Genomic DNA, 23921 nt, shown 5'->3' on the forward strand with positions numbered 1-23921 from the left:
GGGGGGAAAGCTTCTAATTATTCATTCTCACTTTAAATACTTTTCGAGCGATAACCCGCTGCGCGATCTGCTTTGCGAAATTCTCGTTGGTAGAGAACCTCTTGTGTACTAGATAATGTATTTTTTGCTTTGTCACGTTTCTTTTTATCCATTACAAATCACCTCGTGTCCTAAAGTCACTATCTATCGTTTCCAAAGACATGGGGTGATATACGTATATGGCAAAATGTTAATGATTAATTGTTTTTTCTAAAAATTTAGATTATGCTTCTTTTAATTGGTGAGCATCTTGGAACGTTGTATCTCGCATTGTAGCAAGTGTATATTGATCTTTTGGAATTTCATATAAGTTATATACTTCTTCATTTGCGTTAATTTCATCATAAACGGCTTTTCTTGTTTCGTTTGCTAGATTTACATATTGTAGTTTTTCGGCAGCTTTAATAGAACGAATATTTATTTTACGAATACGCATAAATATTGTTTCAATATCTAATTCATAGAAAAGTTCGCTAAAAAATGAATCTTTCGCCAATTTATTATAGCCTTTTCCATGATATGGTTTGCCAAGCCATGTTCCAAGAAACCCGGCTTTTTCTTGCACATCAAATAAAGTAATTGTTCCGATAGGGTTACCCCATTCATCTAAAATTGTGCGTGAAATTAATTCTCCACGCTCTTCAGCTTCAATCGTTTGTTTCGTTAAAAATAAATACTCCTCATAAGAATAAGCCTTTTGACGCACAAAAGGGAAGACAGCTGGGTCCACCATTAACTCGTATAGAACGTGGCTGTCGTGTAAGTCGCGTTTTTTCAACATACTAACTCCTCCTCACACGAGGGTAGCATGACGAAAAAACACCCCACCCTCGAAATTTTTATATCAATCTTTAAAAAATTTCGGGGTGGGAATCGAACCCACTAGAACCAGTTTCTAACGCTGGTGGCGCACCATTTGCCTTCCCCATTCATCAATTTGAAAATGATAATCACGACACAAATTGATTATGGTTTCATTCAGTTTATAATCGTATAATACTTTATCTAGTCAAAAAAATAAACTAGTTTTTTTTATTTTTTTTGTAAATTATTTTTCCATCAATCATGGTTAGTACAGGCTTGGCTAAATAATGGAAAGGATGATGAGTCCATAACACGAGATCAGCGTCTTTTCCAACCTCAATGCTTCCAATTCTATCCTCTAAACGTAAATTTCGTGCTGGAAATATAGTGATTCCTTCTAGTGCAGTTTTTTCGTCTAATCCTTCTCTTACTGCGACAGCAGCACAAACATTTAAATATTGAATTGGGGTATAAGGGTGATCTGTTGTTATAGAAACTTCCACTCCATTTTTCGATAATATATGGTAAGTATCCCATGTTTTGTTTTTAAGTTCGATTTTAGAACGGCGTGTAAGAGTGGGGCCAACTGAAACCTTCAAATTGTGTTTCGAAAGCTCTTCAACAATAAAGTGTCCTTCTGTACAATGTTCAATACGTAAATCGAGATTGAACTCTGTTGCAAAGCGTAGAGCAGAACTAATATCATCTGCTCGGTGAGCGTGGATACGTACAGGTATTTCGCGGCGTAATGCTTTTAAGATAGGAAGCATTCGAAAATCAGCTTCATGTCCGTAGTGCTGTGCTTCATAGAATGATTCCCGAAGTAACCCCATAATTCCCATACGTGTTATGGATTCTTTTGTTCCATTACTATGGACCTTTTTAGGATTTTCTCCAAAGGCAATCTTTAAGCCGGCAGGTTCTTGAATAATCATATGATCAATACAAGTTCCAGCTGTTTTTATTACACAAGTAGTACCACCGATAATGTTTTGACTTCCTGGCATAACGTGAACAGTTGTGATTCCGTTTTGTACAGCATCTTGAAATGCAATATCAAAAGGGTGGATTCCGTCTAAAGAACGGATATGTGGTGTTGAAACTTCAGATGTTTCATTTGCATCATTGCCAGCCCAACCAGTACCTTCATCATAGAGACCAAGATGAGTATGGACATCAATAAATCCAGGTAAAAGATGAAGAGCACGAGCGTCTATAACTGTCATATCTTGAGTAGGTTGAATGGAAGGCTTGACCTCGGCAATTCTTTCTCCTATAACGAGTACATCCCCTTGAAATTTTTGGGATGTAATAGGGTAGACGATGGCTTGTTTGAGCAATATTTTCATAGGTACCTCATTTCTGTTACTTTACAATGTTAATGGAATTTAAGGGAAAGTAACTGAAAGATTATTTGTGTAATAATGCTCCGGATTCTAGAAAATGAAAGTTTTGAAAGGGGACCCTGTAAAACTGTGTTTTAGAAGTACTACATTGTATGCGAAAGTATATTTTGTAATGCATGGTCTATTGCCGGAAATGTGTATTGATATCCATGTTCAATTGCTTTACTAGGTAATACATGTTGTCCTTCTAGTACAAGTATACTCATCTCACCCAATAAAGTGTGAAGCATAAATGAAGGGACAGGTAACCAATGAGGTTTTTTCATTATAGTTGCAATGGTTTCTCCAAATTCCTTCATTCTTATAGGTAGGGGAGCTGTGATGTTAAAAGGTCCATCAATTTCTTCTTTGTGTATGATGAAATCAATCAGGCGAACGACATCGTCTATATGAATCCATGATAACCATTGGTTTCCAGATCCAATTGTACCTCCGATATAGAATTGATAGGGGAGTAGCATTTTTGGAAGAGCTCCTCCGTCTGCGCCTAATACAACTCCAAGTCTTGCGTAGATTGTTCGCATTCCAAGAGAACGTGCTTTAGATGCTTCTTGTTCCCATGAATATACTGTATTTGCTAAAAAGTCATTTCCAGGAATCTCATGCTGTTCTGTAAAAGACTCAGTTTCAGACGTTCCATAGTATCCAATAGCACTTGCGTTAATAAATGTATTTGGCTTTGTACCAAGTGTTTGCAATTGTTTAATGATTCCTTTTGTTGTTTGAATTCTACTATTTAAAATGGATTCCTTTTGTTTCTTTGTCCATCTACTATTAATAGACTCTCCAGCTAGATTAATAACTACATCGATAGAAGAGAGGGGGAAGGTTTGTAAATCTGGTGTCCATTGTACATATTGAAGGTTAGGCGATGAAGTTTCAGTAGTTTTGTTTCGAGTAAGAATGTAAACATTATAGCCTTTTTGAATAAAAAAAGTAGAAAGGTATTTACCGATAAAGCCGGTACCACCAGAAATTGCGATTCTCATAATTAGTTCCTCCTCATTATATATATTCTTGAAAAGAAAAAACGTTCCTTGACTATGTTAAAATAATAGAGAGGTGAGAGTATGGCTGTCATTACAAAAATAGAAGTGCAAAAACGATCAAAAGAACGGTTTAATATTTATATTGATAAAGGTCAAGGTGAAGAGTACGGATTTAGTGTGGATCAAGTAATCTTAATGAAACATGGATTACAAAAAGGGTTAGAAATTGATGAAATAGCGTTAGGAAATATTTTATACAATGAAGAGGTACAAAAAGCATATTTACAAGCAATTTCCTATCTATCCTATCAAATGAGAACAAAAAAAGAAGTAGAAGACTATTTACGAAAAAAAGAAGTGGGACAGGCCGTCATCTCTGAAGTCGTTTCGAAATTATTACATGATCGATATATTAATGATAAAGAGTACGCTGTTTTATATACGCGAACGCAAAGTAATGTGAATCGAAAGGGTCCAACTGTTATTAAAAGAGAGTTATTAAATAAAGGTGTTCAGGATCTAATCATTACACATAGTTTACAAGAATATCCGAAGGAAAAGCAAATTGAGAATGCTTTACTTCTTATAGAAAAGAAGAAAAGGTCTTATCAAAAGCATTCCTTTTTACAAATGAAGCTAAAGTTAGACGAAATGCTTGTTCGTAAAGGATATTCTAGAGATGTGATTCAAATTTGTTTGGAAGAATTGAAAGACGAAAAAGATGACGAACAGCAACAAGAAGCGTTACACTATCATGGGAATAAATATTATGAGAAATATAAGAAATATGATGGATGGACATTCGAAAATAAGATGAAACAAGCGTTATATCGCAAAGGGTTCTCTATTGATGAGATAGAGATATTTTTGCAGATGAAACGTGAAGAGGGATGAGGGAATAAGATGAATATGCCAAAGCGCTACAGTGAAATGACACCACATGAGCTAAGGGAAGAAATTGGGGTTTTGAAAGAGCAAGCAATAAAGGCAGAGCAACTTGGTGTTGTAAATGAGTTCGATGTATTAATGCGAAAGATGGCAATGGCTCGTGCTTATATGACTGATATAAACAAATTTCATATTGGTGAGACATATGAATTAGTAGAAGAACCTGGTATATTATTTGAAATTACGTATTTCAACGGGGTATTTGCTTGGGGACATAAGCAAAATAATAATGAAGAGATTGGAATACCGATTTCTTTATTGCAAGAAAAATGAAAACCAGAGAGCGAATATCTCTCTGGTTTTCATCTTTGGTAGGCGTTACAGGAGATAGGAGATTCTAAAATTGGCGTTTTTTACATTCATTCGCCAGTATAATGAGAGACTGGGTTTGTTGCGTCTGTCCGTTAACTTGCGCTTTTGCATGTTTCGGACGAGTCCACGTATGGTTAAATAATTCAGAACGACTATCTAAGCGATCACGGTAGCTCATCTTTATCACCTCGTGTAGGAAGTTAATTTTTTAGGTTGTACCTGTACTATTCTTCCTGCTGATTTGCAGCACGCATACGTTCTTGTGGGTGCGTGTTAATTGTGCCGTTAGGTCGTTTCGAAGCGAAGCGTGATTTCGCTTTCGGCTGACCATCGATTTTGCTGTTGTTTTTTGACTCAGACCAAAATTCGGCTTGTTTACCCATTGCGAACGCCCTCCTCATCATCAGTTGATACCTCTTTAAGAAGTATCACTTATAGAATGTGCAAAATAGAAGAAACTATCCTTTAGAAATTAAGGGAATAAATAGGTAAAAGGAGAATAGAACATGAATGATATTCACGAAACATTAACAAAAGAATTATTAGACAAAAATGACAAACTTTCTTACGCACAAGCTCGTGCGTGGGTTGAATTATTGTGGGAAGACTTTCAAACAACTTATGCTAAATCAGGTCGTTATCAAGGTGATGAAATGACTGAACAAGTGGTACGAACATGGATTAATAATCATGGAGGTCGCCTCCATGAAATGCGTACAAATAATCCGAAATATAGCCATTTAATCAATCAAGAAGATCATTTGAAACATTAAAAAAAGCGACTTAAGTCGCTTTTTTTAATGTGGAAGTAATTCCAGTTTTTTTCGAAGTTTTTCTTCACTAAAAATCCATCCTGTATAGGAATTAATAATATTTAAATTGTGGTCGAGTTGAACGATTGCAACGAATGGATAATAATCTTTACTGCGATAGCGCAAATCAATGAAGCGAACTTCGTAATAATGATCATAATCGAAAATGTCCCAGCGATACACAGGGGAGAAAGATAGAAATGCTGAGATGTTTTCATCTTGTTTAGCTGCGCGCATAATAGCGTTATCTGGGAACGGTACCCGGTCGAACTTATCATATATCATGATGTTACCACGATGCCATCTAGCAACGTAGTAATAATCAGTTGTAACGATTGCTAAATGATAATGATAAAATCTGTAAGAAGGGGAAATGATTATTTTCTCCACATGATTGAAACGTTTATATACGACGCTACGTATGTTTCTATGCATCATAATCCGTCCGATATAGTAAATAATCATCAATATATACGCCGCTAAGGCAGTATACCCTTTATGGGAACCTACAAGCATACAAGCAATCGCGAGTAGGTGGATAAAGAAAATGACGGTATCAAATGTATTAATGATGCCGAGCGCTACCCATTTTTTTGTGAAGGGACGTAATGCCTGGGTACCGTAGGCGTTGAAAATATCTACAAAGACATGAAGAAAGACTGCAATAAATGACCAAAGTAGTAGATGCAAATATGGAGCGTCTGAAAAGAAGGCGAAAGAGATGCCACTTATAAGGAATGACCAAAGAATCACTGCAGGAATGGAATGAGTAATCCCGCGATGATTTCTTATATATTTAGCGTTATTACGCAATTTTAAAACTGTATCGATGTCAGGAATATTGGAACCGGCAATTGCAGCAAGCATAACTGCTTGTGGCCCAATATCACTTTGTGCTATGGCTGGATCTAACGTGGCCAAACTGCCTAGAGTAACGCCCATAACAAGGTGAGTGGCTGTGTCCATAGAAATCCACCTCCGTTTTTTATTAATGTAACTCTTTTTATTCGATACCTCAAGTCCTTTGCCTTCTATTTCCTATGTCATCTTACTTAAATTTTTTCCTAAAATCTTTATAATAGTACTTATATGCAAAAAAATGAGGGGGATCAAGTTTGACACTTGAAATATTAAATAATTTTAACATAGAGCAGTTTCAAAATGATTTAATTGGTTGGTTTGAAAAAGAGCAACGCGACTTACCGTGGCGTAAAAATAAAGATCCATACCGCGTTTGGGTTTCGGAAATTATGTTGCAGCAAACGAGGGTAGAAGCTGTAAAACCATATTACGCGAATTTTATGGGGAAGTTTCCTACTCTAGAAGCTTTGGCAAACGCTGATGATGAAGAAGTATTAAAAGCATGGGAAGGTTTAGGATATTATTCTAGGGCACGTAATTTACATGCGGCAGTAAAAGAGGTAAAAGAAGTATACGGCGGGATAGTACCGAGTGATGTAAAGAAAATCGAAAAATTAAAAGGAGTCGGCCCCTATACAAAAGGTGCTATTTTAAGTATCGCATATGGTATACCAGAGCCGGCAGTTGATGGAAATGTTATGCGTGTATTATCTCGTATTTTATCAGTATGGGATGACATTGCAAAAACGAAAACTAGAAAAGTGTTTGAAGAGATTGTGCGTGAAATTATTTCGGCTGAAAATCCATCTTATTTTAATCAAGGTTTGATGGAATTAGGTGCACTAATTTGTATTCCCAAAAATCCATCTTGCTTACTTTGTCCGGTACGTGAGCATTGCCGAGGATATGCTGAAGGTGTTCAAAAGGAATTACCAGTAAAAAGTAAAGCGAAGGCTCCTACAATGGTACCGATTGTTGCAGGGGTGCTTCAAACGGAAGATGGTCGTTACGTCATTAATAAACGTCCAAGTACTGGATTATTAGCTAACATGTGGGAGTTTCCGAATGCCGAACTTGGCGAAGGGATTCGAAATCAGAAGGAACAGCTTACAGATTATATGAAAGAAAAATTTGAGCTCTCGATTTCTATTGAAGAATACGCAATGAATGTACAACATACGTTTACACATCGCACTTGGGATATATTCGTATTTTATGGAAAAGTAACTGGTGATATTGTTGAAACAGATACATTGAAATTTGTATCGAAAGAAGCATTTGAGCAGTTACCTTTCTCGAAATCGCATCGTACGATTTATGAGAATTGCGTTGAGAAAATTACAATGCAATAAATAAAAAAGTGTTCCCTATTTAGGGAACACTTTTTTAATCGTAAGAAATTTTTGTCCCATGAGTCCAACTAGCTTTACCTTCCTGTAAGCCGCCTCTTGATTCAATTTCTATAACAATTTCTTTATAAATACTTTGTCCTTCTGCGTTTAAATAGGGCAGAATCTGTTGTAATGAATGATGAAAATGAGTTAATTCATCTTCTCTCCATTCATTTTTTGAAAGCATCGTTAGTTCAGTCATATCACGTCCAGTGTACATATTTCCACCTCCATCATCTGTAGTTTGAATGAGTGATAAGAGATATATGCGGAATTTTTTCAAAAGAAAATTACGGATAGCTTCTAAAGGAATTGGTTACATTATTGGTTGTGGAGGTGAGAAAGATGAGTAAAAAACAACAAGGTTATAACAAAGCAACTTCGGGTGCTAGCATTCAAAGTACAAATGCTAGTTACGGTACAGAGTTTGCGACTGAAACAAATGCACAAGCAGTAAAACAAGCAAACGCACAATCAGAAGCAAAGAAAGCACAAGCTTCTGGCGCACAAAGTGCAAACACTAGTTATGGTACAGAATTTGCAACTGAAACAGATGTGCATGCTGTGAAAAAACAAAATGCACAATCAGCTGCAAAACAATCACAATCTTCTAGTTCAAATCAGTAATGAAAGAAAAACACTTCTCTAATTCGGGAGAAGTGTTTTCTTTGTGCCTGGGTCATGGTAATGAAAATAAAGTGAACGACATAACTTCTAATAAGTCAACAAATGTAGTCAAAGGAGAAGGAAGTTAAAGATTAGAAATATGTAATGAGGAATAATAACTGATAAATAAGTCCAAAAGGGGGTAAGTAATGAACGATTTTGATAAGTTGGTAGGAGAGCAATTAGAAACGATGGATGAGTTGTTAAAGTTACAAGCTCATCTAGAGAAGTATCAGCAAATTGAAATGAGCGAAAAGGATACGTGCGATAAAAAGGAATTACATTTTATCCGCCAAGAAATATATAGAACAGAATTAGCATTAAAACTGTTACATGAGAAATTTGAAGAGCAAACAAATAGTGTGATTCAATCTTTTGAAACTGAAAAAATGATTTCGAGTTTAGGATAAGACATATTGTTACCCTCTGGTGAAAGGTCCTTCTTTAGATAGAAATAAGGAAGGGCTTTTTCTATTTCCTCGTTTGTAAATCATTCAGCGAAGGCCCCGTCGCCTAAGAAGATTAAGGATATGGTATTCAGTGTGAAAAATAGAGTCTTGTCGCTTTAGTTTTAAAATTTCGACAAAAAAGTTATAATAGAAAAAAAGTGGGTGCAGTTCAAAGGGCATTTGCAGTTGAAAGAAGGGAGCATATATGGGATTTCCCAAAGAAGGAGAAAGAGTACAAATACATAGTTATAAACATAATGGCTCCATTCATAGAATGTGGGAAGAGACAACAATTTTAAAAGGAACACAGAGCCTTGTGATCGGAGCAAATGATCGTACAGTAGTGACAGAATCGGATGGCCGAACATGGATTACTCGTGAACCAGCAATTTGTTATTTTCATGCAAACTATTGGTTTAATGTGATTGGGATGTTAAGAGAAGAGGGAGTATACTATTATTGTAATTTAGGCTCACCTTTTGCATATGATTCTGAAGCATTAAAGTACATTGATTATGATTTAGATATTAAAGTGTATCCAGATATGACATATACGCTTTTAGATGAAGATGAGTATGAGAAGCATAGTCAAATTATGCAATATCCACCTGTTATTGATACTATTTTAAAACGAAATGTAGCACAATTAACACAATGGATTCATCAGAGAAAAGGGCCATTCGCGCCAGATTTCGTAGATATGTGGTATGAAAGATATTTAATGTACAGAAATTAAAACAAACCTGCAGGGGATTTCCCGGCAGGTTTGTCCTATTAGAGGGGGGATTATGTGCAAGGTATAAAAAGATATTTGCAATTTGTTAAACCATATCGATGGCTTATTGCTATTACGATTATGATTGGTCTAGTTAAATTCGGCATCCCGCTTATTATGCCGTGGTTATTAAAATATATTATCGATGATGTAATTCAAGGTGGAGGATCACTTCAAGATAAAACGTCCCAATTAGTAACCGCTGTTGGGATTGCTTTTTTTATTTTTGCTGTAGTAAGACCGCCAATTGAATATTATCGTCAATATTTCGCGCAGCGTATCGCAAACACAATACTATATGATTTACGAAAACATATTTTTGGTCATTTACAAAAGTTGAGTTTACGCTATTATTCGAATACAAAAACAGGGGAGCTTATTTCACGTGTAATCCATGACGTAGAACAAACAAAGGATTTTGTAATTACTGGTTTGATGAATGTTTGGCTAGATACGGCAACAATTGCAATTGCTATTATTGTTATGTTTTCTATGAATATAAAATTAACATTTGTTGCGTTATTAATTTTACCTATTTATGTAGTGGCAGTGAAATATTTTTTCGGGCGTCTTCGAAAATTAACGAAAGAGCGTTCGCAAGCTTTAGCAACGATGCAAGGGTATTTACATGAACGTATTCAAGGGATGCAAGTGACGCGTAGCTTTGCATTAGAAGAGTATGAAGGTAAGCAGTTTGAAAAAAGAAATAATGAATTTTTGACGAAAGCGTTAACGCATACGAGTTGGACTGCAAGGACATTTTCAGTAGTGAATACGTTAACCGATTTAGGCCCGTTACTTGTAATCGGTTTTGCAGCATATGAAGTAATTCAGGGGCAATTAACATTAGGGACTATGGTTGCGTTTGTTGGATATATGGATAGTTTGTATAGTCCGCTTCGCCGTCTTGTTAATTCCTCTACAACATTAACACAGTCTTTCGCATCGATGGATCGAGTGTTTGAATTGTTAGATGAAAAATACGATATTGTCAATGTGCCAAGTGCGGTACAAACGACAAAATTAAATGGTGAAGTGATATTCGATCATGTATCTTTTCGTTACAATTCAGATGAAAAAGAGATATTGCATAACCTTTCGTTAACAATGTTGCCAGGAGAGAAGGTAGCGCTTGTAGGGGCAAGTGGAGGAGGGAAGTCATCTCTTGCTAGTTTAATCCCGCGTTTCTATGATGTTTCTTCAGGTGCAGTTTATATAGATGGGATAGATGTTAGAAAGTATGATATGAGAAATTTACGTAGTCATATTGGAATTGTACTGCAAGATAATTTGTTATTTAGTGATACAATCGGGGCAAATATTTTATATGGAAATCCGAAAGCTACAGAGGAAGAAGTGATTTCAGCTGCCAAAGCTGCGCAAATTCATGATTTTATTATAGAGTTACCTGATGGTTATGATACTGTCGTTGGGGAACGCGGTGTGAAGTTATCTGGTGGGCAAAGGCAACGTGTAGCGATTGCAAGAGTGTTTCTAAAGAATCCATCGTTACTTATATTAGATGAGGCAACTTCCGCTTTAGATTTAGAAAATGAACGGTATATTCAGCAGGCGCTTCAGACGTTAGCTGCTGATCGGACGACGATCATAATCGCACATCGATTGGCGACGATTACACATGTGGATACGATAATTTACATTGAAGATGGTGAAATTAAAGAAACAGGTTCTCATGAAGAGTTAATGAAAAAAAGAGGGTTTTATTATAATTTATATCAACTTCAACACATAACAGAAACAGCTCCTTTAGCGTAAAAGGAGCTGTTTTCTTTATTCGTCTTCTTTTTTATCTTCGATTTGGAGTTCTGCTTCTGGTTTATGGTATGTGTAGAAGCTATCCACAAGTAAATCTAAATGCTCTACTTCTTCACTATAGTTAATAATGGCAGAAATAAGAGGGAAGAGGTGTAACCATGTTTTATACGCTTCCTCATCGTCTTTGTTTTGATAATCCATAAAGATATCAATTAATTCTTGTTTACCTGTTTCAACTTCATCAAGCATTTCAACGGATTGTTGTTTTTTTGCTTTACCAATAAATTTTAATAAAACTTGTTCATGGTAATGGGTTAATGAGTCAAGTTCGTTTTGGATAGATTCCTGAAATTCTTCTGGCATATAGCGCAGTTCATTTTCAGTACGATGTAATGATTTTAGAGTACTTAAAGCACGGCTTGTCGTCGCTAACATTTGTCTGAATAAAACGAGCTTCCGAATTTTGGCGAACTGTACTTTTTTCGTGTAGCTTCTTTCTTCTTTATACAGCAAATAGTAATGGTTTAGTTTGATCATTTTTTCTTTCATACGATCAATATCAGTTTTTAGCGTTGTAAAATCAGAAGCTTGCCTGCTATTCATTCGAATCCACTTTACAATTTCTTCTGTATTATCAACGATACGATGATACAATTTTGTTTCGTATTTTGGCGGCATAAACACTAAATTTACAAGTGAAGCCGCAATAATTCCAATCATAATCGTCGCAAAGCGAAGTAAGGCAAAACTGAAGAAATCTTCGCCTTGATACTCCATAATGGCGATAACTGTTACTAAAGCAATTGATATTGTGTTTTCTAATCGTAATTGTAACGTAAGCGCAATTACTAATATACATGTTAATCCAATAATAAAAGGATTATGTCCAAAAGCAGTAGCAAATACGATAGCGAATACCGCACCAATGACGTTTGCTTGAATTTGCTCAAGAGCTGTTAAATACGAGCGGTATACAGACGGTTGAACAGCGAATATAGCTGAGATTCCGGCAAATACTGGACTCGGTAATTGAAGTAAAATACAAGCAAATAAAGCTAATGTGATGGCAATACCCGTTTTTAAAATGCGAGCACCAAGTTTCATACCCTTAATAAGATCCTTTCTCTTGTCATAATGAATGTACAACATGATACTATACATTCATTACAATATGTTAGCAAGTGATATTTTAGTGACGTTAATAAGAAATTAAGATTCATTTTATACTTTTTCCTAATTCTTTTTAAACATCAATTTTTAGTAAAAAAACCTGCTGAATTTCAGCAGGTTTCAAATTGTTACTATAGATTACTATGAGAAGTGTACTTCGTCAATTCATTCTTGAAAATGAAGGTTAAGTATATCACTCTGTTGAGATAGACGGGTCAGCCTGCTCTTTTTTCGGGATAATTTCAAAAAACTGTTGCTGCATATCATCGAGTAACGGTGTTAATAAAGCAACTTCCTCGTATTGCTCATGCTCATTTAAGACACGAATGTAATCTAGCAATAACTCAGTCACATCTTGCACACCATTTTTACTAATTGGCTGTAATGTAACATTTGCTCCTTTTGCGATTCTTCTTTTTAAAGCCTGTTCTGTTAAACCTAAGCTTGAATCATGACGTAAATAAACAACACCGCCAGTCATACCAGCACAGATCCATGGGCCAGGGTCCCCTAAAACAAGCGCTCGCCCATTTGTCATATATTCAAAAGCGAAACCTTTAATATTAGAGTATGCACCTATATTCCCTTGTTCTTTTTCACGGAGTGGCTTTGTCATACGCCCTCCAATTATCATGTCTGCTCCAGAGAGGCGGATACCAGCACGAGCATCGGCGTTACCTTGCACGTATAGCGCTCCTTTTTGTGCACCGTATCCAAAACCTTTTCCGACAGAACCGTTATAATATATGCCGTCTTTTCCTTTGGCTTTCGTTATATAAATACCACCACCAAAGGAGGTTTTACCAATGCCATCTTGTGCACCGCCATTTACATGTATAAATAAGTTCTCGCTATTGTAAGCGCCTAATCCATTTCCAGGAATAGAGCCATTCGTATACTTTAATGTAAGTGGTTCAAGCTTCGTGTCTTCATATAATTTACTACGAACGCGATAGCAAGATTCTAGACCACCCATAACGCGTTGCTCTACACCAACGCCTACTAATTCTTTTGAATGAGGGGAATGAACTGTTTCAAATTGTTTTTCCGGTACGTATTCTGTTTTTGTGACAGATGGATATTCTATCGTTTGTAGTAAATTACATAAGTCTAATAAATTTTCGCCTCGAATTTGTTCTAATAAATCGGAACGCCCGACAATTTCTTGTAAATTTGTATAACCAAGATTTCCTGTTAATCGTTTTAGTTCTACGCCAAAAGTGGTGAATAAATGTAATAATCCAGCGACGGCGCTTTCTAATTCACGCGGGACGAAGCGGCGTAATCCGTGTTCTTTCGCCTGAGCTTCAGACTCAATTTGTGTTGCAATTCCAACGTGACAAGTATCTAGATGACATCCGCGGCAAGTTGTACAGCCGATTGCGATCATCGATAATGTGCCAAATCCAATGCGATTTGCCCCAAGAAGCATGATTTTTAAGGCATCATTCACACTTCGAATACCACCGTCAGCCCAAATTTCTACTTTATGTCTCATATTTGCTTCTAATAAAGCATTGTGAGCGGCTTTCACACCGATTTCTACAGGAAGGCCTACATGTTGCAATGCGTGAATACGTGCAGCTCCTGTACCGCCATCAAATCCGCTAATGTTAATAAAATCAGCGCCAGCTTTTGCGATACCGACAGCAATTGTTCCAATGTTAGGGACGACAGGGACTTTTACAGCTACTTTCGCAAGTTGATTAGCCGTTTTAATCTCTGTAATCATTTGAGCCAAATCTTCAATGGAATAAATATCATGGTTGTTAGAAGGTGAAATTAAATCTGAGCCAATTGTAGCGTTACGTGCTTCAGCGATTTTGGCTGTTACTTTTGAACCTGGTAAATGTCCACCTTCACCAGGCTTTGCACCTTGACCGATTTTTATTTCAATTAAATTTGATGAATTTAGTAGTTCGGCGTTTACGCCAAATCGCCCAGATGCAACTTGTTGTCCACGTGTATGCGGATACTTTCCAATCATATCTTTAATTTCTCCGCCTTCACCGTTTAAACTAATCATATTTAGCTGATCGGCCGCTTCTGCATATGCGCGAAAGGCGACTTCATTTTGAGAACCGAATGACATGGAACTAATAATAAATGGTAAATCATGGTTTTGAATACTGATGGATACTTCTTCAGCGGGAACTACATGTTGTGTTTGTTTCGTTTGAACAAGGTGTCTAATTGCGATTGGGTTATTTTCTTCTAATTCACTTAACTTTTCACGGTAATCATCATAAGAGTTTCCTTTTGCGACATCGCCGATTGCTTTCCAAATTCGCGGGAATATATGAAAAGATTTGCGCATTCTAACTTTAGGATTGTTATAATCATCTGCTCGCATTTGTGCATCTTCAGCAAGTGACTCAAGAGAAAAAGCTAAATCATTTGAACCGAGGAAATTCGTAATTTGTAGTATATTTGCGATTTCCTCATGTAATCCGATAGAAGAATAGAGGCGATCGTAACCACGCAATTCATGAATTCCAATTGTGGAAATGACTTTTTCCAGTCCTTTATTAAGAGCATGATATAAATTCGTAATGGGTGTTTTTGTCCCATCATTTACGGTTGCAAATAATAAATATGGATTTATACTATCTGCTCCTAATCCATACAGTGTGACGATATCATGTAAGGAGCGAAGGGCACCAGAACGTATAACGAGAGAGCAGTTTCGGCGTAATTTATTTTCGCTTAATACTTGATGTACTTTAGCGGTAACTAAATGCGGATCAATCCATAAGCGTTCATTTAGATGAGCGTCGGCATCGTCTATTAATAGTATGGAAGCTCCATCGTTCACGGCCTTTATCGCTTCAGAACTAATTCGATTTAAGGCGCATTGTAAAGTTTCTGTCGGACTGAATGTAGCAGAGATTGTAGCGATAGAGCTATGGGTATTGAATAGCTGTATAAGTTGTTCGTACGTAATTGTGTGTAATTCCTCTGTAATAGATTGTGCTACATTTCCTTCTAAAATAATGGGGGAAAGCATCTCAACTACAAATGGCTGTTTAGCACCGCGTAATAAACTTGGGCGCTCTCCAAGTATCGTTCGTGTGGAGAAGTGTTCGACCTCTCGATCACGATCGATTGCTGGATTTGTAACAACGGCTACACTTTCCTTAATGAAGTCAGCGATATTTCGTCTATCAGTATCGAGTGCTGCAAGTGGTGAGTCATGCCCAAGTGAGCGAATTGGCTCAACGCCTTTTGTTGCCATCTGTTCAAGAAGCTGAATATGTTCTCGGTCCCATCCAAAGGCAACGTATTGTTTCGTTTCGACTTGTATAGAATTACATAATCCAGGGATTTCTTTCGTTTCAGGGATAGATAAGTTTAAATGATAATCTTTCGTATCAACTCGCTTTTTAAAACGGTTATATACTTGAGTTTGGTAGTCATCGTATTCGTAGAGTACAAGTTCATCTTGTTCATTCCACTTTAGACCGACCTTTTCTCCAGGAGCGAGTGGTTTTGGTTCTGCTACATATTCAGTTGGTGATACAACTCCAGGTTCAGAAGAGAAAACATAAGAACTCGCTGTCTCTACTTTCCATACTGGTCGTAGTCCAAGGGAATCAACGCTGAAAACAGCCTCATCTTTATAACGTGAAATAATACCAGCTGGACCTTGCGCAAAATGGCCCCAAGCTTCACGTATATACGTATATAAATCTTGTAAATGCAGCTCATAAAGTTTCATTTCATTAATAATTGGTGGGAATAGTATATCCATTGCTTCAAATAAACTGTAGTCGTATTGAACAAGTAGAGTTTCTAAGGTGCGGTTTAAATCTTGGGAGTCACTGCCCCCAGCAGTAAGTGGAACATGAATCATGTCAGCTTGATCACGTAATTTTGCAATTGTGTTAATTTCACCATTATGTCCGAGAACGCTAAATGGTTGTACACGAAAAAAATTAGATAATGTATTAGTAGAATAGCGGTTATGTCCTAATGTCATAGTTGAAGCGATAAGTGGATGTTGTAAATCGTTGTAATAGGCAACAAGTGTATCCCCAGCACCTAGAACTTTATATACAACATGGTCACGACTTAATGAAGCAACATGAATCGCTTCGTTTTCCTCTATTTTTATCGTTACTGAAAATAATGTTTGCTCAATATTTTTAACTTCATTTTCTGAGATAAGAGCAACTTGCCAAAATAAAGGTTCTTCCTGTTTACCAAGTGGACCGAGTGCATCGGAATTTATTACATCATCACTTTCAAAAATAATAGTAAAACTTTCATCATTTAATTGCGTACGAATATGATTTTTTAAATTAACTATATTTGCGTTTTTCTTTAGAAAAAAATGTCCAACGATAAAGTGGGGATGATCCACAATCGTTGGATTGTATCCGTTATTTTTCAGCTTTTCATTCCAAAGTGCTTTTGGGACATCAATGTGAATTCCGATACCATCTCCTTCACCATTAATGAAACCAGCTCGATGATTCATTTTGACTAGTGATTGTATGCAAAGATCAATATTTTCTTTCGTGGCAATTTTTCGTTTCTCCATAACGGAAACGATTCCACACGCATCATGTTCTGCATTTTTATAATCTCGAAATAAAGACGGTGTCCATGTATTTTTTTTATTGAGCATCCGTCAATCCCCCCTCTTGTAAAAGATTGAATAATCTTACTATTTAAGGTGTAAATCACCTTGTACACAGAGATAATAACGATCTAAAAGAATATAAAACAGATAATTATGAATAATTATACTATTAATGCGGGATTTATGAAATAGAAAAAAGGAAAAAAGAAAGGTAAGCTTTCTTTTTTCCTTGTAATGACAGTATTATTTATTGTCTGCTAAAGCAGCAAATGCTCTTCCAACAGCTTCAATTGTATATTCGATATCTTCTTTTGTATGTTCTGTCGTTAAGAACCATGCTTCATATTTAGATGGTGCTAAATTAATACCTTCTTGAAGCATAAGTTTGAAGAATCTACCGAACATTTCACCATCTGTATTTTTGGCTGCATCGTAATCTTCAATTGTATTTGTCGTGAAGTATACAGTTAATGCACCCTTTAGGCGGTTTAGTGTAATATCGATGTTATGTTTTGTAGCTTGCTCTAAAATACCTTTTTCAAGCATTGCGCCAAGTTCATCTAATTTCTCGTATACGCCTTTTTGTTGAAGTACTTCTAAGCAAGCGATACCTGATGCCATAGAAGCAGGGTTTCCTGCCATTGTACCTGCTTGGTATGCAGGTCCAAGCGGGGCAACTTGTTCCATAATTTCTTTCTTACCACCGTAAGCGCCAATTGGAAGTCCGCCGCCGATAACTTTACCAAGTGCAGTTAAGTCTGGTGTTACGCCAAGTAAGTCTTGAGCACCACCGTACATAAAGCGGAAAGCAGTAATAACTTCATCATAAATTACTAATGCACCAGCTTCATGGACAAGCTCATTTACTTTCTCAAGGAAGCCAGGTTTTGGCTCTACAATACCGAAGTTTCCAACAATCGGTTCTACAAGGATAGCTGCTACTTCATGTCCCCATTTATCTAATGCTTCTTTTAAAGTTTCTACATTATTAAATGGAACGGTAATAACTTCTTGAGCGATACTTTGTGGTACACCGGCTGAGTCAGGAGTTCCTAGCGTAGAAGGGCCAGATCCAGCTGCTACAAGTACTAAATCAGAATGACCGTGGTAACAACCAGCAAATTTCATAATTTTTGTGCGGCCTGTGTAAGCACGAGCGACACGAATTGTTGTCATTACTGATTCAGTACCAGAGTTTACGAAGCGGACTTTATCTAATGCAGGCATTGCTTCTTTTAACATTTTCGCGAATTTTACTTCTAGTGCTGTTGGTGTTCCGTAAAGTACACCGTTTTCAGCGGCTGTTGTAATTGCTTTTGTAATGTGCGGGTGAGCATGTCCAGTAATAATAGGACCGTATGCTGCTAAATAATCGATATATTTATTTCCGTCTACATCCCAGAAATAAGCACCTTTTCCACGTTCCATAGCAACAGGAGCGCCGCCGCCAACTGCTTTAAAAGAACGAGAAGGACTATTAACGCCGCCAACGATATGTTCTAAAGCTTCTTTATGTAATGCTTCTGATTTTGTGAATTTCACTACAATTCATCTCCTTACAAAAATCTATGTATTATTCTAACATGTTTTTCGAAAAGACGTATTGTTTGTGATAGAGAAGGCAGTTGGGTAAACTATTCGTTGTGACATTTAGGAAGGGGGTCCGGTTATGAAATCGGTAATTGAGGTACAAGGGTTACGTAAAGAGTTTACAGCCTATTCAAGTCGTCCGGGTTTAAAGGGTGCATTTCGCGATTTATTAAATCGTAATTATAAAATAGTACCAGCAGTAAATGATGTATCTTTTACTGTGAAACAAGGTGAAATGGTTGGGTATATTGGTGAGAATGGTGCCGGTAAATCAACGACAATTAAAATGCTTACTGGGATTTTGACTCCGACATCAGGAGAGATTTTAGTAAATGGGATGAATCCGCATAAGCAGAGAGAAGAATTTGTAAGAACAATTGGTGTTGTTTTCGGCCAACGCTCGCAACTTTGGTGGGATATTGCTGTACAAGAGTCGTTTCGTTTATTAAAAAAAGTGTACGGTGTATCAGATGCTCAGTATAAAGAACATATGGAGCACGTGATTGAAACGTTAGATATTGGTCCTTTATTAGATAAGCCAGTGCGAAAGTTATCTCTTGGTCAAAGAATGCGTTGTGAATTAGCGGCAGCATTAATTCATAATCCGCCGTTATTATTTTTAGATGAACCAACAATTGGATTAGATGTTCTTGTGAAATTGAAAATACGTGAATTTTTAAAAGAAATGAATGAACGTTATAAAACAACAATTTTATTAACAACTCATGATATTACTGATATTGAAGCTTTATGTGAGCGTGTTATCATGCTGGATGAAGGAAATATTATGTATGACGGTTCTTTAAATAATCTTCGTACGCAGTGGGGAGCAGAGAAGGAAATACATTTTCAATTTATTGCACCAGTTTCCTATCAGGCTTTATCAATGGTTATGCCAGATAGTCATGTCGTTTGGTCGAAAGCGAAAGAGGAAAACGCGTGGGTTGCAAAAATACCGAATGAAGAAGTTATCATTTCAATGCTTATTTCTAAAGTAGTACAGGCCTTTCAAATTAAAGATTTAAAAATTAACGAAGTGTCTACAGAGGAAATCATTCGTAACATTTATGAAGAAGGTATTAAACATGGGTAAGTACATTGAAATGATTCGGATTCGCTTTTTAATGATGCTTGCGTATCGTACAAACTATTATAGCGGGATTTTAATTTATACAATTAATATCGGTGCGTATTATTTTTTATGGCAAGCAATTTATAGCGGAAAAGAGAATATTGAAAGTTTATCTATTTCGCAAATGACTACGTATATCGCAATTGCGTGGATGGCACGTGCCTTTTATTTTAATAATATAGATAGGGAAATTGCGATGGAAATTCAAGAAGGACGTGTAGCGGTAGAACTGATTCGTCCATATAACTATTTAGGGATGAAAGTGATGCAAGGTCTCGGTGAGGGAATATTTCGTTTTGCCTTCTTTTCAATTCCAGGTATGGTTATCGTTACCTTATTATTTTCATTGCAAATTACAACGAATTTTCAAACGTGGTTATATTTCTTCTTATCTTTAATATTTAGTTTTATTATTAATACACAAATTAATTTAATGACGGGAATGCTCACGTTCTTCCTATTTAACAATAGTGGAATTATGTATGCAAAACGTGTTGTTATTGATTTATTTTCGGGTCTATTATTACCAATTAGTTTTTATCCATTATGGGCCCAAAAGGCAATGGTGTTTTTGCCGTTTCAGGCCATTAGTTATATTCCGAGTATGATTTTTTCAGAAGGTATACAAGGAAGTAAATTGTATGAGGCATTATTATTCCAAGTAATTTGGGCAATTGTACTTATCATTCCAATTGTACTCATGTGGAGAACGGCGAGGAAACGTCTAATTGTACAGGGGGGATGATGAGATGATATATATAAACCTATTTTTGCAATATGCAAGCCAATATATAAAAACAAAATTGGAGTATCGGGGCGATTTTATCGTTGGATTACTTTCTGATTTATCACTACAGGCTGTTAATTTAATCTTTATTCTCGTTGTGTTTGGGCATACACAAGCATTAAAAGGCTGGAGTAGAGAAGAAGTAATCTTTATTTATGGTTTCTTTTTAGTGCCGTTTGCTATTTTCTCGGCTTTCTTTAACATATGGGACTTTAATGATCGTTACATTATTAAAGGAGAAATGGATCGTATATTAACAAGACCGATTCATAGTTTGTTTCAAATTATATTAGAAAGAATGGAGCTTGAATCTTTAATTGGAGCGATTACAGGAATAATTGTAATGGGCTACGCAGCAGTCGAGTTGCAATTATCTTTTTACTGGTACGATTTCTTCTTATTCTTACTGATGGTAGGAGGGGGAGCCCTTGTATACGGAGGGATATTTGTTACGCTTGCAAGCCTTGGTTTTTGGTCGGATGCGAAAAGTTCAATTATGCCGCTAATGTATAACATAGGTAACTATGGTCGTTATCCTGTTAACATTTATAACCGTGTAATTCGCTTCATTTTAACGTTTGTTTTACCATTTGCGTTTGTCGGAGTATATCCAGCAGCATACTTTTTAAGAAAAACAGAGTGGAATAGCTATGCGTTTGCGACACCATTCGTTGGTGTTATCTGTTTTACGATTGCAATCACTCTTTGGAATCAAGGGGTAAAAAGGTACCGTGGTGCTGGGAATTAATTATAGAAGCTTGTTTGTTTCTAAGGGATAAATCCAATGGCCATCTCATACATATAAAATGAGGTGGAGGACATGTTATGGGGATTTATTCTATTAATTGCAGCAATTGCTATTTTGAGAAGTGTCCAATTGTTATGGAGTTCATATTCAGATTCTAGGCGTTTCTTTTCGCTTTATAATTTAGCCTCCTTATTTTTAATTTATACAACGGTATTGATTGCGTTTGGGTTAAGTTATGTTGTATTAGAAGAAATGGGCTTTGCAGTTTTGAAAGAAGATGGAGAAAGCTTGCATGCCCAATCTTTTCAACTTGTAGAAATTTGCTTATATTTTAGCGCAGTTACTTTATTGTCCGTTGGGTACGGTGATATAGCTCCGATTGGAATAGGGAGATGGATTGCGATTGCAGAAGCGCTAATTGGATATACATTACCGTTTGCTTTTGTCATGAGGTCTGTAATAGACAATGAAAAATAAGGTAGTATTTGATATAGTAAAGAAAAGAGTAGGAGTGATAACAATGATCACAGTAGGAGAAATGGCTCCAGAATTTACATTAGAGGGAAGTAACGGGGAACAAGTTCGCTTAGCTGATTTTCGTGGTAAAAATGTAGTTCTATATTTTTATCCGAAAGATATGACTCCAGGGTGTACAACTGAAGCGTGTGATTTTCGAGATGCATATGGATTATTTCAAGAGAAAGATACAGTTATTCTTGGTGTAAGTCCTGATTCAGCGAACAGACATCTGAAATTCATTGAGAAGCATGAACTTCCATTTGTACTTTTAGTAGATGAAGATCATAAGGTAGCAGAATTGTACGATGTTTGGAAATTGAAAAAGAACTTTGGGAAAGAGTACATGGGAATCGAGCGTTCTACATTCCTTATTAATAAAGATGGTGAGCTTGTAAAAGAATGGCGTAAAGTGAAAGTGAAAGGACATATTGAGGATGTTCTTTCTTATATAAAGTAAATTCACTGTGGCGATAAAATATATAGAAGTAAGGCGAGTGTCTATACATATTTTATCGTCTCACATAAAGTGAAGTGTAGGGCATACCTCCTCAGATGATAGTATTCCAAGTGCGATTATGTCGCACTTTTTTTCTATGTAAATGTATAGAAAATGGGGCAAGGTATATAAGAATAAGGCTATATACAAAAATAAACCACATACTTATAGTAGAAATATTGACGATTTATAAGAAAAGGAGTACACTCTTTATAAGAATTATAAAATAATAATCCGTATAGAATCGGGGTGCATGACGGTGGTCAAAGAAGAATTAAAAGAAGCGCTAGAAATGCTGAAAAATACGGGTGTACGCATTACTCCACAGCGTCATGCTATTTTAGAGTACCTTGTGGAATCTATGACGCACCCAACAGCGGATGACATTTATAAAGCATTAGAAGGTAAGTTCCCAAATATGAGTGTTGCAACTGTTTATAATAACTTACGTGTATTTAAAGAGGTTGGACTTGTAAAGGAATTAACTTATGGAGATGCTTCAAGTAGATTTGATTATGTTACAAGTCAACATTATCATGTGATTTGCGAAAAATGTGGTAAGATTGTTGATTTTCCTTATGGAGGTTTGGAACAGCTTGAAGAGGAAGCTGCGAAAACGACAGGCTTCGTTATTAATAGTCATCGCTTAGAAATTTATGGCGTTTGTCCAGAGTGTCATAAGGCGTAATATATAATAAAGAAAGAGGCTGACGGCTTTACGTCAACCTCTTTCTTTATTATATATGGGAATTACGTTGGGTTCAGGAGGAATTTAAAATGTTCAGTGAAGAACCTAATTTAGTTAAGGGTAAATACAAAAGGTGATTCCTTGGTTAAGGAATCACCTTTTAATGTTTAGTTTTGTAAGGCTACATTGTACCCATATTTACCTATGATTTATAGCTCTTCTTATTATATTTCTCATCAAATTCTTTTCCTTCTAGATTTCGATCCATTGTTAAAGGTTGGTTGCAATGCATACATGCGTCGACACGACCGAGCATTTTTGTTGGCTTATCGCAGCTTGGACAAATAATTTGTACAGTTTTAGTAGATAACATGCCAATCCAAAAGTAAACAACAGTACTAGCGATAACAGCTAAAAAGCCAACCATCATAAATGTTGTCATAATAATAATGTTTTCACGAAAAAAGACACCTAAGTATGCAATGAAGAGGCCGATAAATACTAAACTTAATGCAAAGGTCCGGATTTTATTGATTTTATTTGAATACTTAATGCTCATTCTCACCACTCCCTTATAATAATAATATAACATAAAATTTAGAATTTTCACTCGTTCGTAAATGTGATAAACCGATAAGATATGAGATATGGAGTATGATGAAGAATAAAGGGAGGATATAATGGTTTTTGGAACATGGTTTTTAGATTTTAACGGGATGTGAAATTTTTTTATAAAAAGTATTGACCCTTTATATACTGCATGATATATTAATAACCGTCGCTGATGCGGAAACGCAGAAAATGACAAAAAAGAAATTTTAAAACTTAGTTGACATCGAAAAACGAAGATGTTAACATAAGGAAGTCGCAAATGAGCGACTAAGTAGTTCTTTGAAAACTGAACGAAACAAACAACGTGAAACGTCAATTTTTATTTTTAGATGCTAGACAAACTAACTTTATTGGAGAGTTTGATCC

At 36.2% G+C, this 23921-nt stretch carries 26 protein-coding genes; 14 read left to right on the forward strand and 12 right to left on the reverse strand.

The genetic code is table 11. The features are described from left to right. Positions 1–32 precede the first annotated feature (32 nt). The 4 genes from KVT31_RS22320 to KVT31_RS22335 all read right to left on the reverse strand — a co-directional run bounded on the left by KVT31_RS22320 (position 33) and on the right by KVT31_RS22335 (position 3238). Positions 33–152 carry a YfhE family protein gene (locus KVT31_RS22320; RefSeq protein WP_000358484.1) on the reverse strand — a complete coding sequence of 40 codons (120 nt, stop codon included), beginning with the start codon at positions 150–152 and terminating at the stop codon, positions 33–35. Between the two features lie 110 nt (positions 153–262). Continuing rightward, positions 263–820, reverse strand: coding sequence for a GNAT family N-acetyltransferase (locus KVT31_RS22325; protein ID WP_000914737.1), 558 nt, complete (start codon positions 818–820; stop codon positions 263–265). 241 nt (positions 821–1061) lie between these two features. Continuing rightward, positions 1062–2192 carry an amidohydrolase gene (locus tag KVT31_RS22330; protein WP_000698308.1) on the reverse strand — a complete coding sequence of 377 codons (1131 nt, stop codon included), beginning with the start codon at positions 2190–2192 and terminating at the stop codon, positions 1062–1064. A gap of 140 nt (positions 2193–2332) precedes the next feature. Further along, positions 2333–3238 carry a TIGR01777 family oxidoreductase gene (locus KVT31_RS22335; protein WP_088095042.1) on the reverse strand — a complete coding sequence of 302 codons (906 nt, stop codon included), beginning with the start codon at positions 3236–3238 and terminating at the stop codon, positions 2333–2335. 81 nt (positions 3239–3319) lie between these two features. Here KVT31_RS22335 and recX point away from each other — a divergent pair, with 81 nt between their 5' ends. Further along, positions 3320–4132, forward strand: coding sequence for a recombination regulator RecX (recX, locus tag KVT31_RS22340; RefSeq protein ID WP_000268506.1), 813 nt, complete (start codon positions 3320–3322; stop codon positions 4130–4132). 9 nt (positions 4133–4141) lie between these two features. Next, entirely contained in the window at positions 4142–4459 is a 318-nt protein-coding gene (locus KVT31_RS22345) for a YfhH family protein (RefSeq protein ID WP_088095043.1), read from the forward strand. Between the two features lie 64 nt (positions 4460–4523). Here KVT31_RS22345 and KVT31_RS22350 read toward each other — a convergent pair whose 3' ends face one another. Beyond that, complete coding sequence (locus KVT31_RS22350; RefSeq protein WP_000122093.1) at positions 4524–4676, reverse strand: YpzG family protein; 153 nt, start codon at positions 4674–4676, stop codon at positions 4524–4526. 46 nt (positions 4677–4722) lie between these two features. Next, the gene (locus tag KVT31_RS22355) at positions 4723–4881 is read right to left on the reverse strand and encodes a small, acid-soluble spore protein K (protein WP_000517891.1); all 159 of its coding nucleotides are present in this window, start codon (positions 4879–4881) and stop codon (positions 4723–4725) included. Positions 4882–5004: 123 nt separating this feature from the next. Between KVT31_RS22355 and KVT31_RS22360 the strand changes: the two genes are divergently transcribed. Continuing rightward, complete coding sequence (locus KVT31_RS22360) at positions 5005–5271, forward strand: YfhJ family protein (RefSeq protein WP_000997857.1); 267 nt, start codon at positions 5005–5007, stop codon at positions 5269–5271. Between the two features lie 24 nt (positions 5272–5295). Here the strand turns inward: KVT31_RS22360 and KVT31_RS22365 are convergent, their stop codons facing one another. Beyond that, entirely contained in the window at positions 5296–6276 is a 981-nt protein-coding gene (locus tag KVT31_RS22365) for a metal-dependent hydrolase (RefSeq protein ID WP_088095044.1), read from the reverse strand. 149 nt (positions 6277–6425) lie between these two features. Between KVT31_RS22365 and mutY the strand changes: the two genes are divergently transcribed. Next, complete coding sequence (gene mutY, locus KVT31_RS22370) at positions 6426–7523, forward strand: A/G-specific adenine glycosylase (RefSeq protein ID WP_088095045.1); 1098 nt, start codon at positions 6426–6428, stop codon at positions 7521–7523. 34 nt (positions 7524–7557) lie between these two features. Here the strand turns inward: mutY and KVT31_RS22375 are convergent, their stop codons facing one another. Next, the gene (locus KVT31_RS22375) at positions 7558–7782 is read right to left on the reverse strand and encodes a hypothetical protein (protein ID WP_140392331.1); all 225 of its coding nucleotides are present in this window, start codon (positions 7780–7782) and stop codon (positions 7558–7560) included. 125 nt (positions 7783–7907) lie between these two features. On the opposite strand from KVT31_RS22375, the gene KVT31_RS22380 reads away from it, so the two are divergent. The 4 genes from KVT31_RS22380 to KVT31_RS22395 all read left to right on the forward strand — a co-directional run bounded on the left by KVT31_RS22380 (position 7908) and on the right by KVT31_RS22395 (position 11228). After that, positions 7908–8189, forward strand: coding sequence for a gamma-type small acid-soluble spore protein (locus KVT31_RS22380; protein ID WP_088095047.1), 282 nt, complete (start codon positions 7908–7910; stop codon positions 8187–8189). Positions 8190–8377: 188 nt separating this feature from the next. Further along, positions 8378–8638, forward strand: coding sequence for a YgaB family protein (locus tag KVT31_RS22385; protein WP_000997583.1), 261 nt, complete (start codon positions 8378–8380; stop codon positions 8636–8638). 244 nt (positions 8639–8882) lie between these two features. Then, on the forward strand, positions 8883–9413 hold the full coding sequence (gene ntdP, locus KVT31_RS22390; RefSeq protein ID WP_061676751.1) for a nucleoside tri-diphosphate phosphatase: 531 nt from the start codon (positions 8883–8885) through the stop codon (positions 9411–9413). Positions 9414–9467: 54 nt separating this feature from the next. Continuing rightward, entirely contained in the window at positions 9468–11228 is a 1761-nt protein-coding gene (locus KVT31_RS22395) for an ABC transporter ATP-binding protein (protein WP_088095048.1), read from the forward strand. A gap of 15 nt (positions 11229–11243) precedes the next feature. On the opposite strand, the gene KVT31_RS22400 is transcribed toward KVT31_RS22395, so the two are convergent. From KVT31_RS22400 to hemL, 3 genes are all read right to left on the reverse strand, one after another. After that, the gene (locus KVT31_RS22400; RefSeq protein WP_061676753.1) at positions 11244–12332 is read right to left on the reverse strand and encodes an aromatic acid exporter family protein; all 1089 of its coding nucleotides are present in this window, start codon (positions 12330–12332) and stop codon (positions 11244–11246) included. A gap of 259 nt (positions 12333–12591) precedes the next feature. Next, positions 12592–17028 (reverse strand): glutamate synthase-related protein, encoded by a 4437-nt coding sequence (locus tag KVT31_RS22405; RefSeq protein ID WP_088095049.1) that lies wholly within the window; start codon positions 17026–17028, stop codon positions 12592–12594. Positions 17029–17226: 198 nt separating this feature from the next. Continuing rightward, positions 17227–18525, reverse strand: coding sequence for a glutamate-1-semialdehyde-2,1-aminomutase (gene hemL, locus KVT31_RS22410; protein WP_140392332.1), 1299 nt, complete (start codon positions 18523–18525; stop codon positions 17227–17229). A gap of 127 nt (positions 18526–18652) precedes the next feature. On the opposite strand from hemL, the gene KVT31_RS22415 reads away from it, so the two are divergent. The 6 genes from KVT31_RS22415 to perR all read left to right on the forward strand — a co-directional run bounded on the left by KVT31_RS22415 (position 18653) and on the right by perR (position 22943). Continuing rightward, positions 18653–19666, forward strand: coding sequence for an ABC transporter ATP-binding protein (locus KVT31_RS22415; protein WP_000843649.1), 1014 nt, complete (start codon positions 18653–18655; stop codon positions 19664–19666). After that, complete coding sequence (locus tag KVT31_RS22420; protein WP_000521523.1) at positions 19659–20450, forward strand: ABC transporter permease; 792 nt, start codon at positions 19659–19661, stop codon at positions 20448–20450. Before KVT31_RS22415 ends, KVT31_RS22420 begins: the two co-directional genes overlap by 8 nt. A gap of 4 nt (positions 20451–20454) precedes the next feature. Continuing rightward, positions 20455–21240 (forward strand): ABC transporter permease, encoded by a 786-nt coding sequence (locus tag KVT31_RS22425; RefSeq protein WP_061676757.1) that lies wholly within the window; start codon positions 20455–20457, stop codon positions 21238–21240. Between the two features lie 72 nt (positions 21241–21312). Then, positions 21313–21717 carry a potassium channel family protein gene (locus KVT31_RS22430; RefSeq protein WP_000964347.1) on the forward strand — a complete coding sequence of 135 codons (405 nt, stop codon included), beginning with the start codon at positions 21313–21315 and terminating at the stop codon, positions 21715–21717. A 43-nt stretch (positions 21718–21760) separates the two neighbouring features. Further along, a complete protein-coding gene (gene bcp / locus KVT31_RS22435) occupies positions 21761–22216 on the forward strand; it encodes a thioredoxin-dependent thiol peroxidase (protein ID WP_000633720.1) in 456 nt (151 codons plus the stop codon). 298 nt (positions 22217–22514) lie between these two features. Continuing rightward, positions 22515–22943 (forward strand): peroxide-responsive transcriptional repressor PerR, encoded by a 429-nt coding sequence (gene perR / locus KVT31_RS22440; protein WP_000237831.1) that lies wholly within the window; start codon positions 22515–22517, stop codon positions 22941–22943. 202 nt (positions 22944–23145) lie between these two features. Here the strand turns inward: perR and KVT31_RS22445 are convergent, their stop codons facing one another. Further along, positions 23146–23502, reverse strand: a complete 357-nt coding sequence (locus KVT31_RS22445) for a YgzB family protein (protein ID WP_000025063.1) — start codon at positions 23500–23502, stop codon at positions 23146–23148. Positions 23503–23921 lie beyond the last annotated feature (419 nt).

It is taken from the genome of Bacillus sp. GbtcB14, assembly GCF_019091205.1.
GTDB classification, from domain to species: domain Bacteria; phylum Bacillota; class Bacilli; order Bacillales; family Bacillaceae_G; genus Bacillus_A; species Bacillus_A cereus_AG.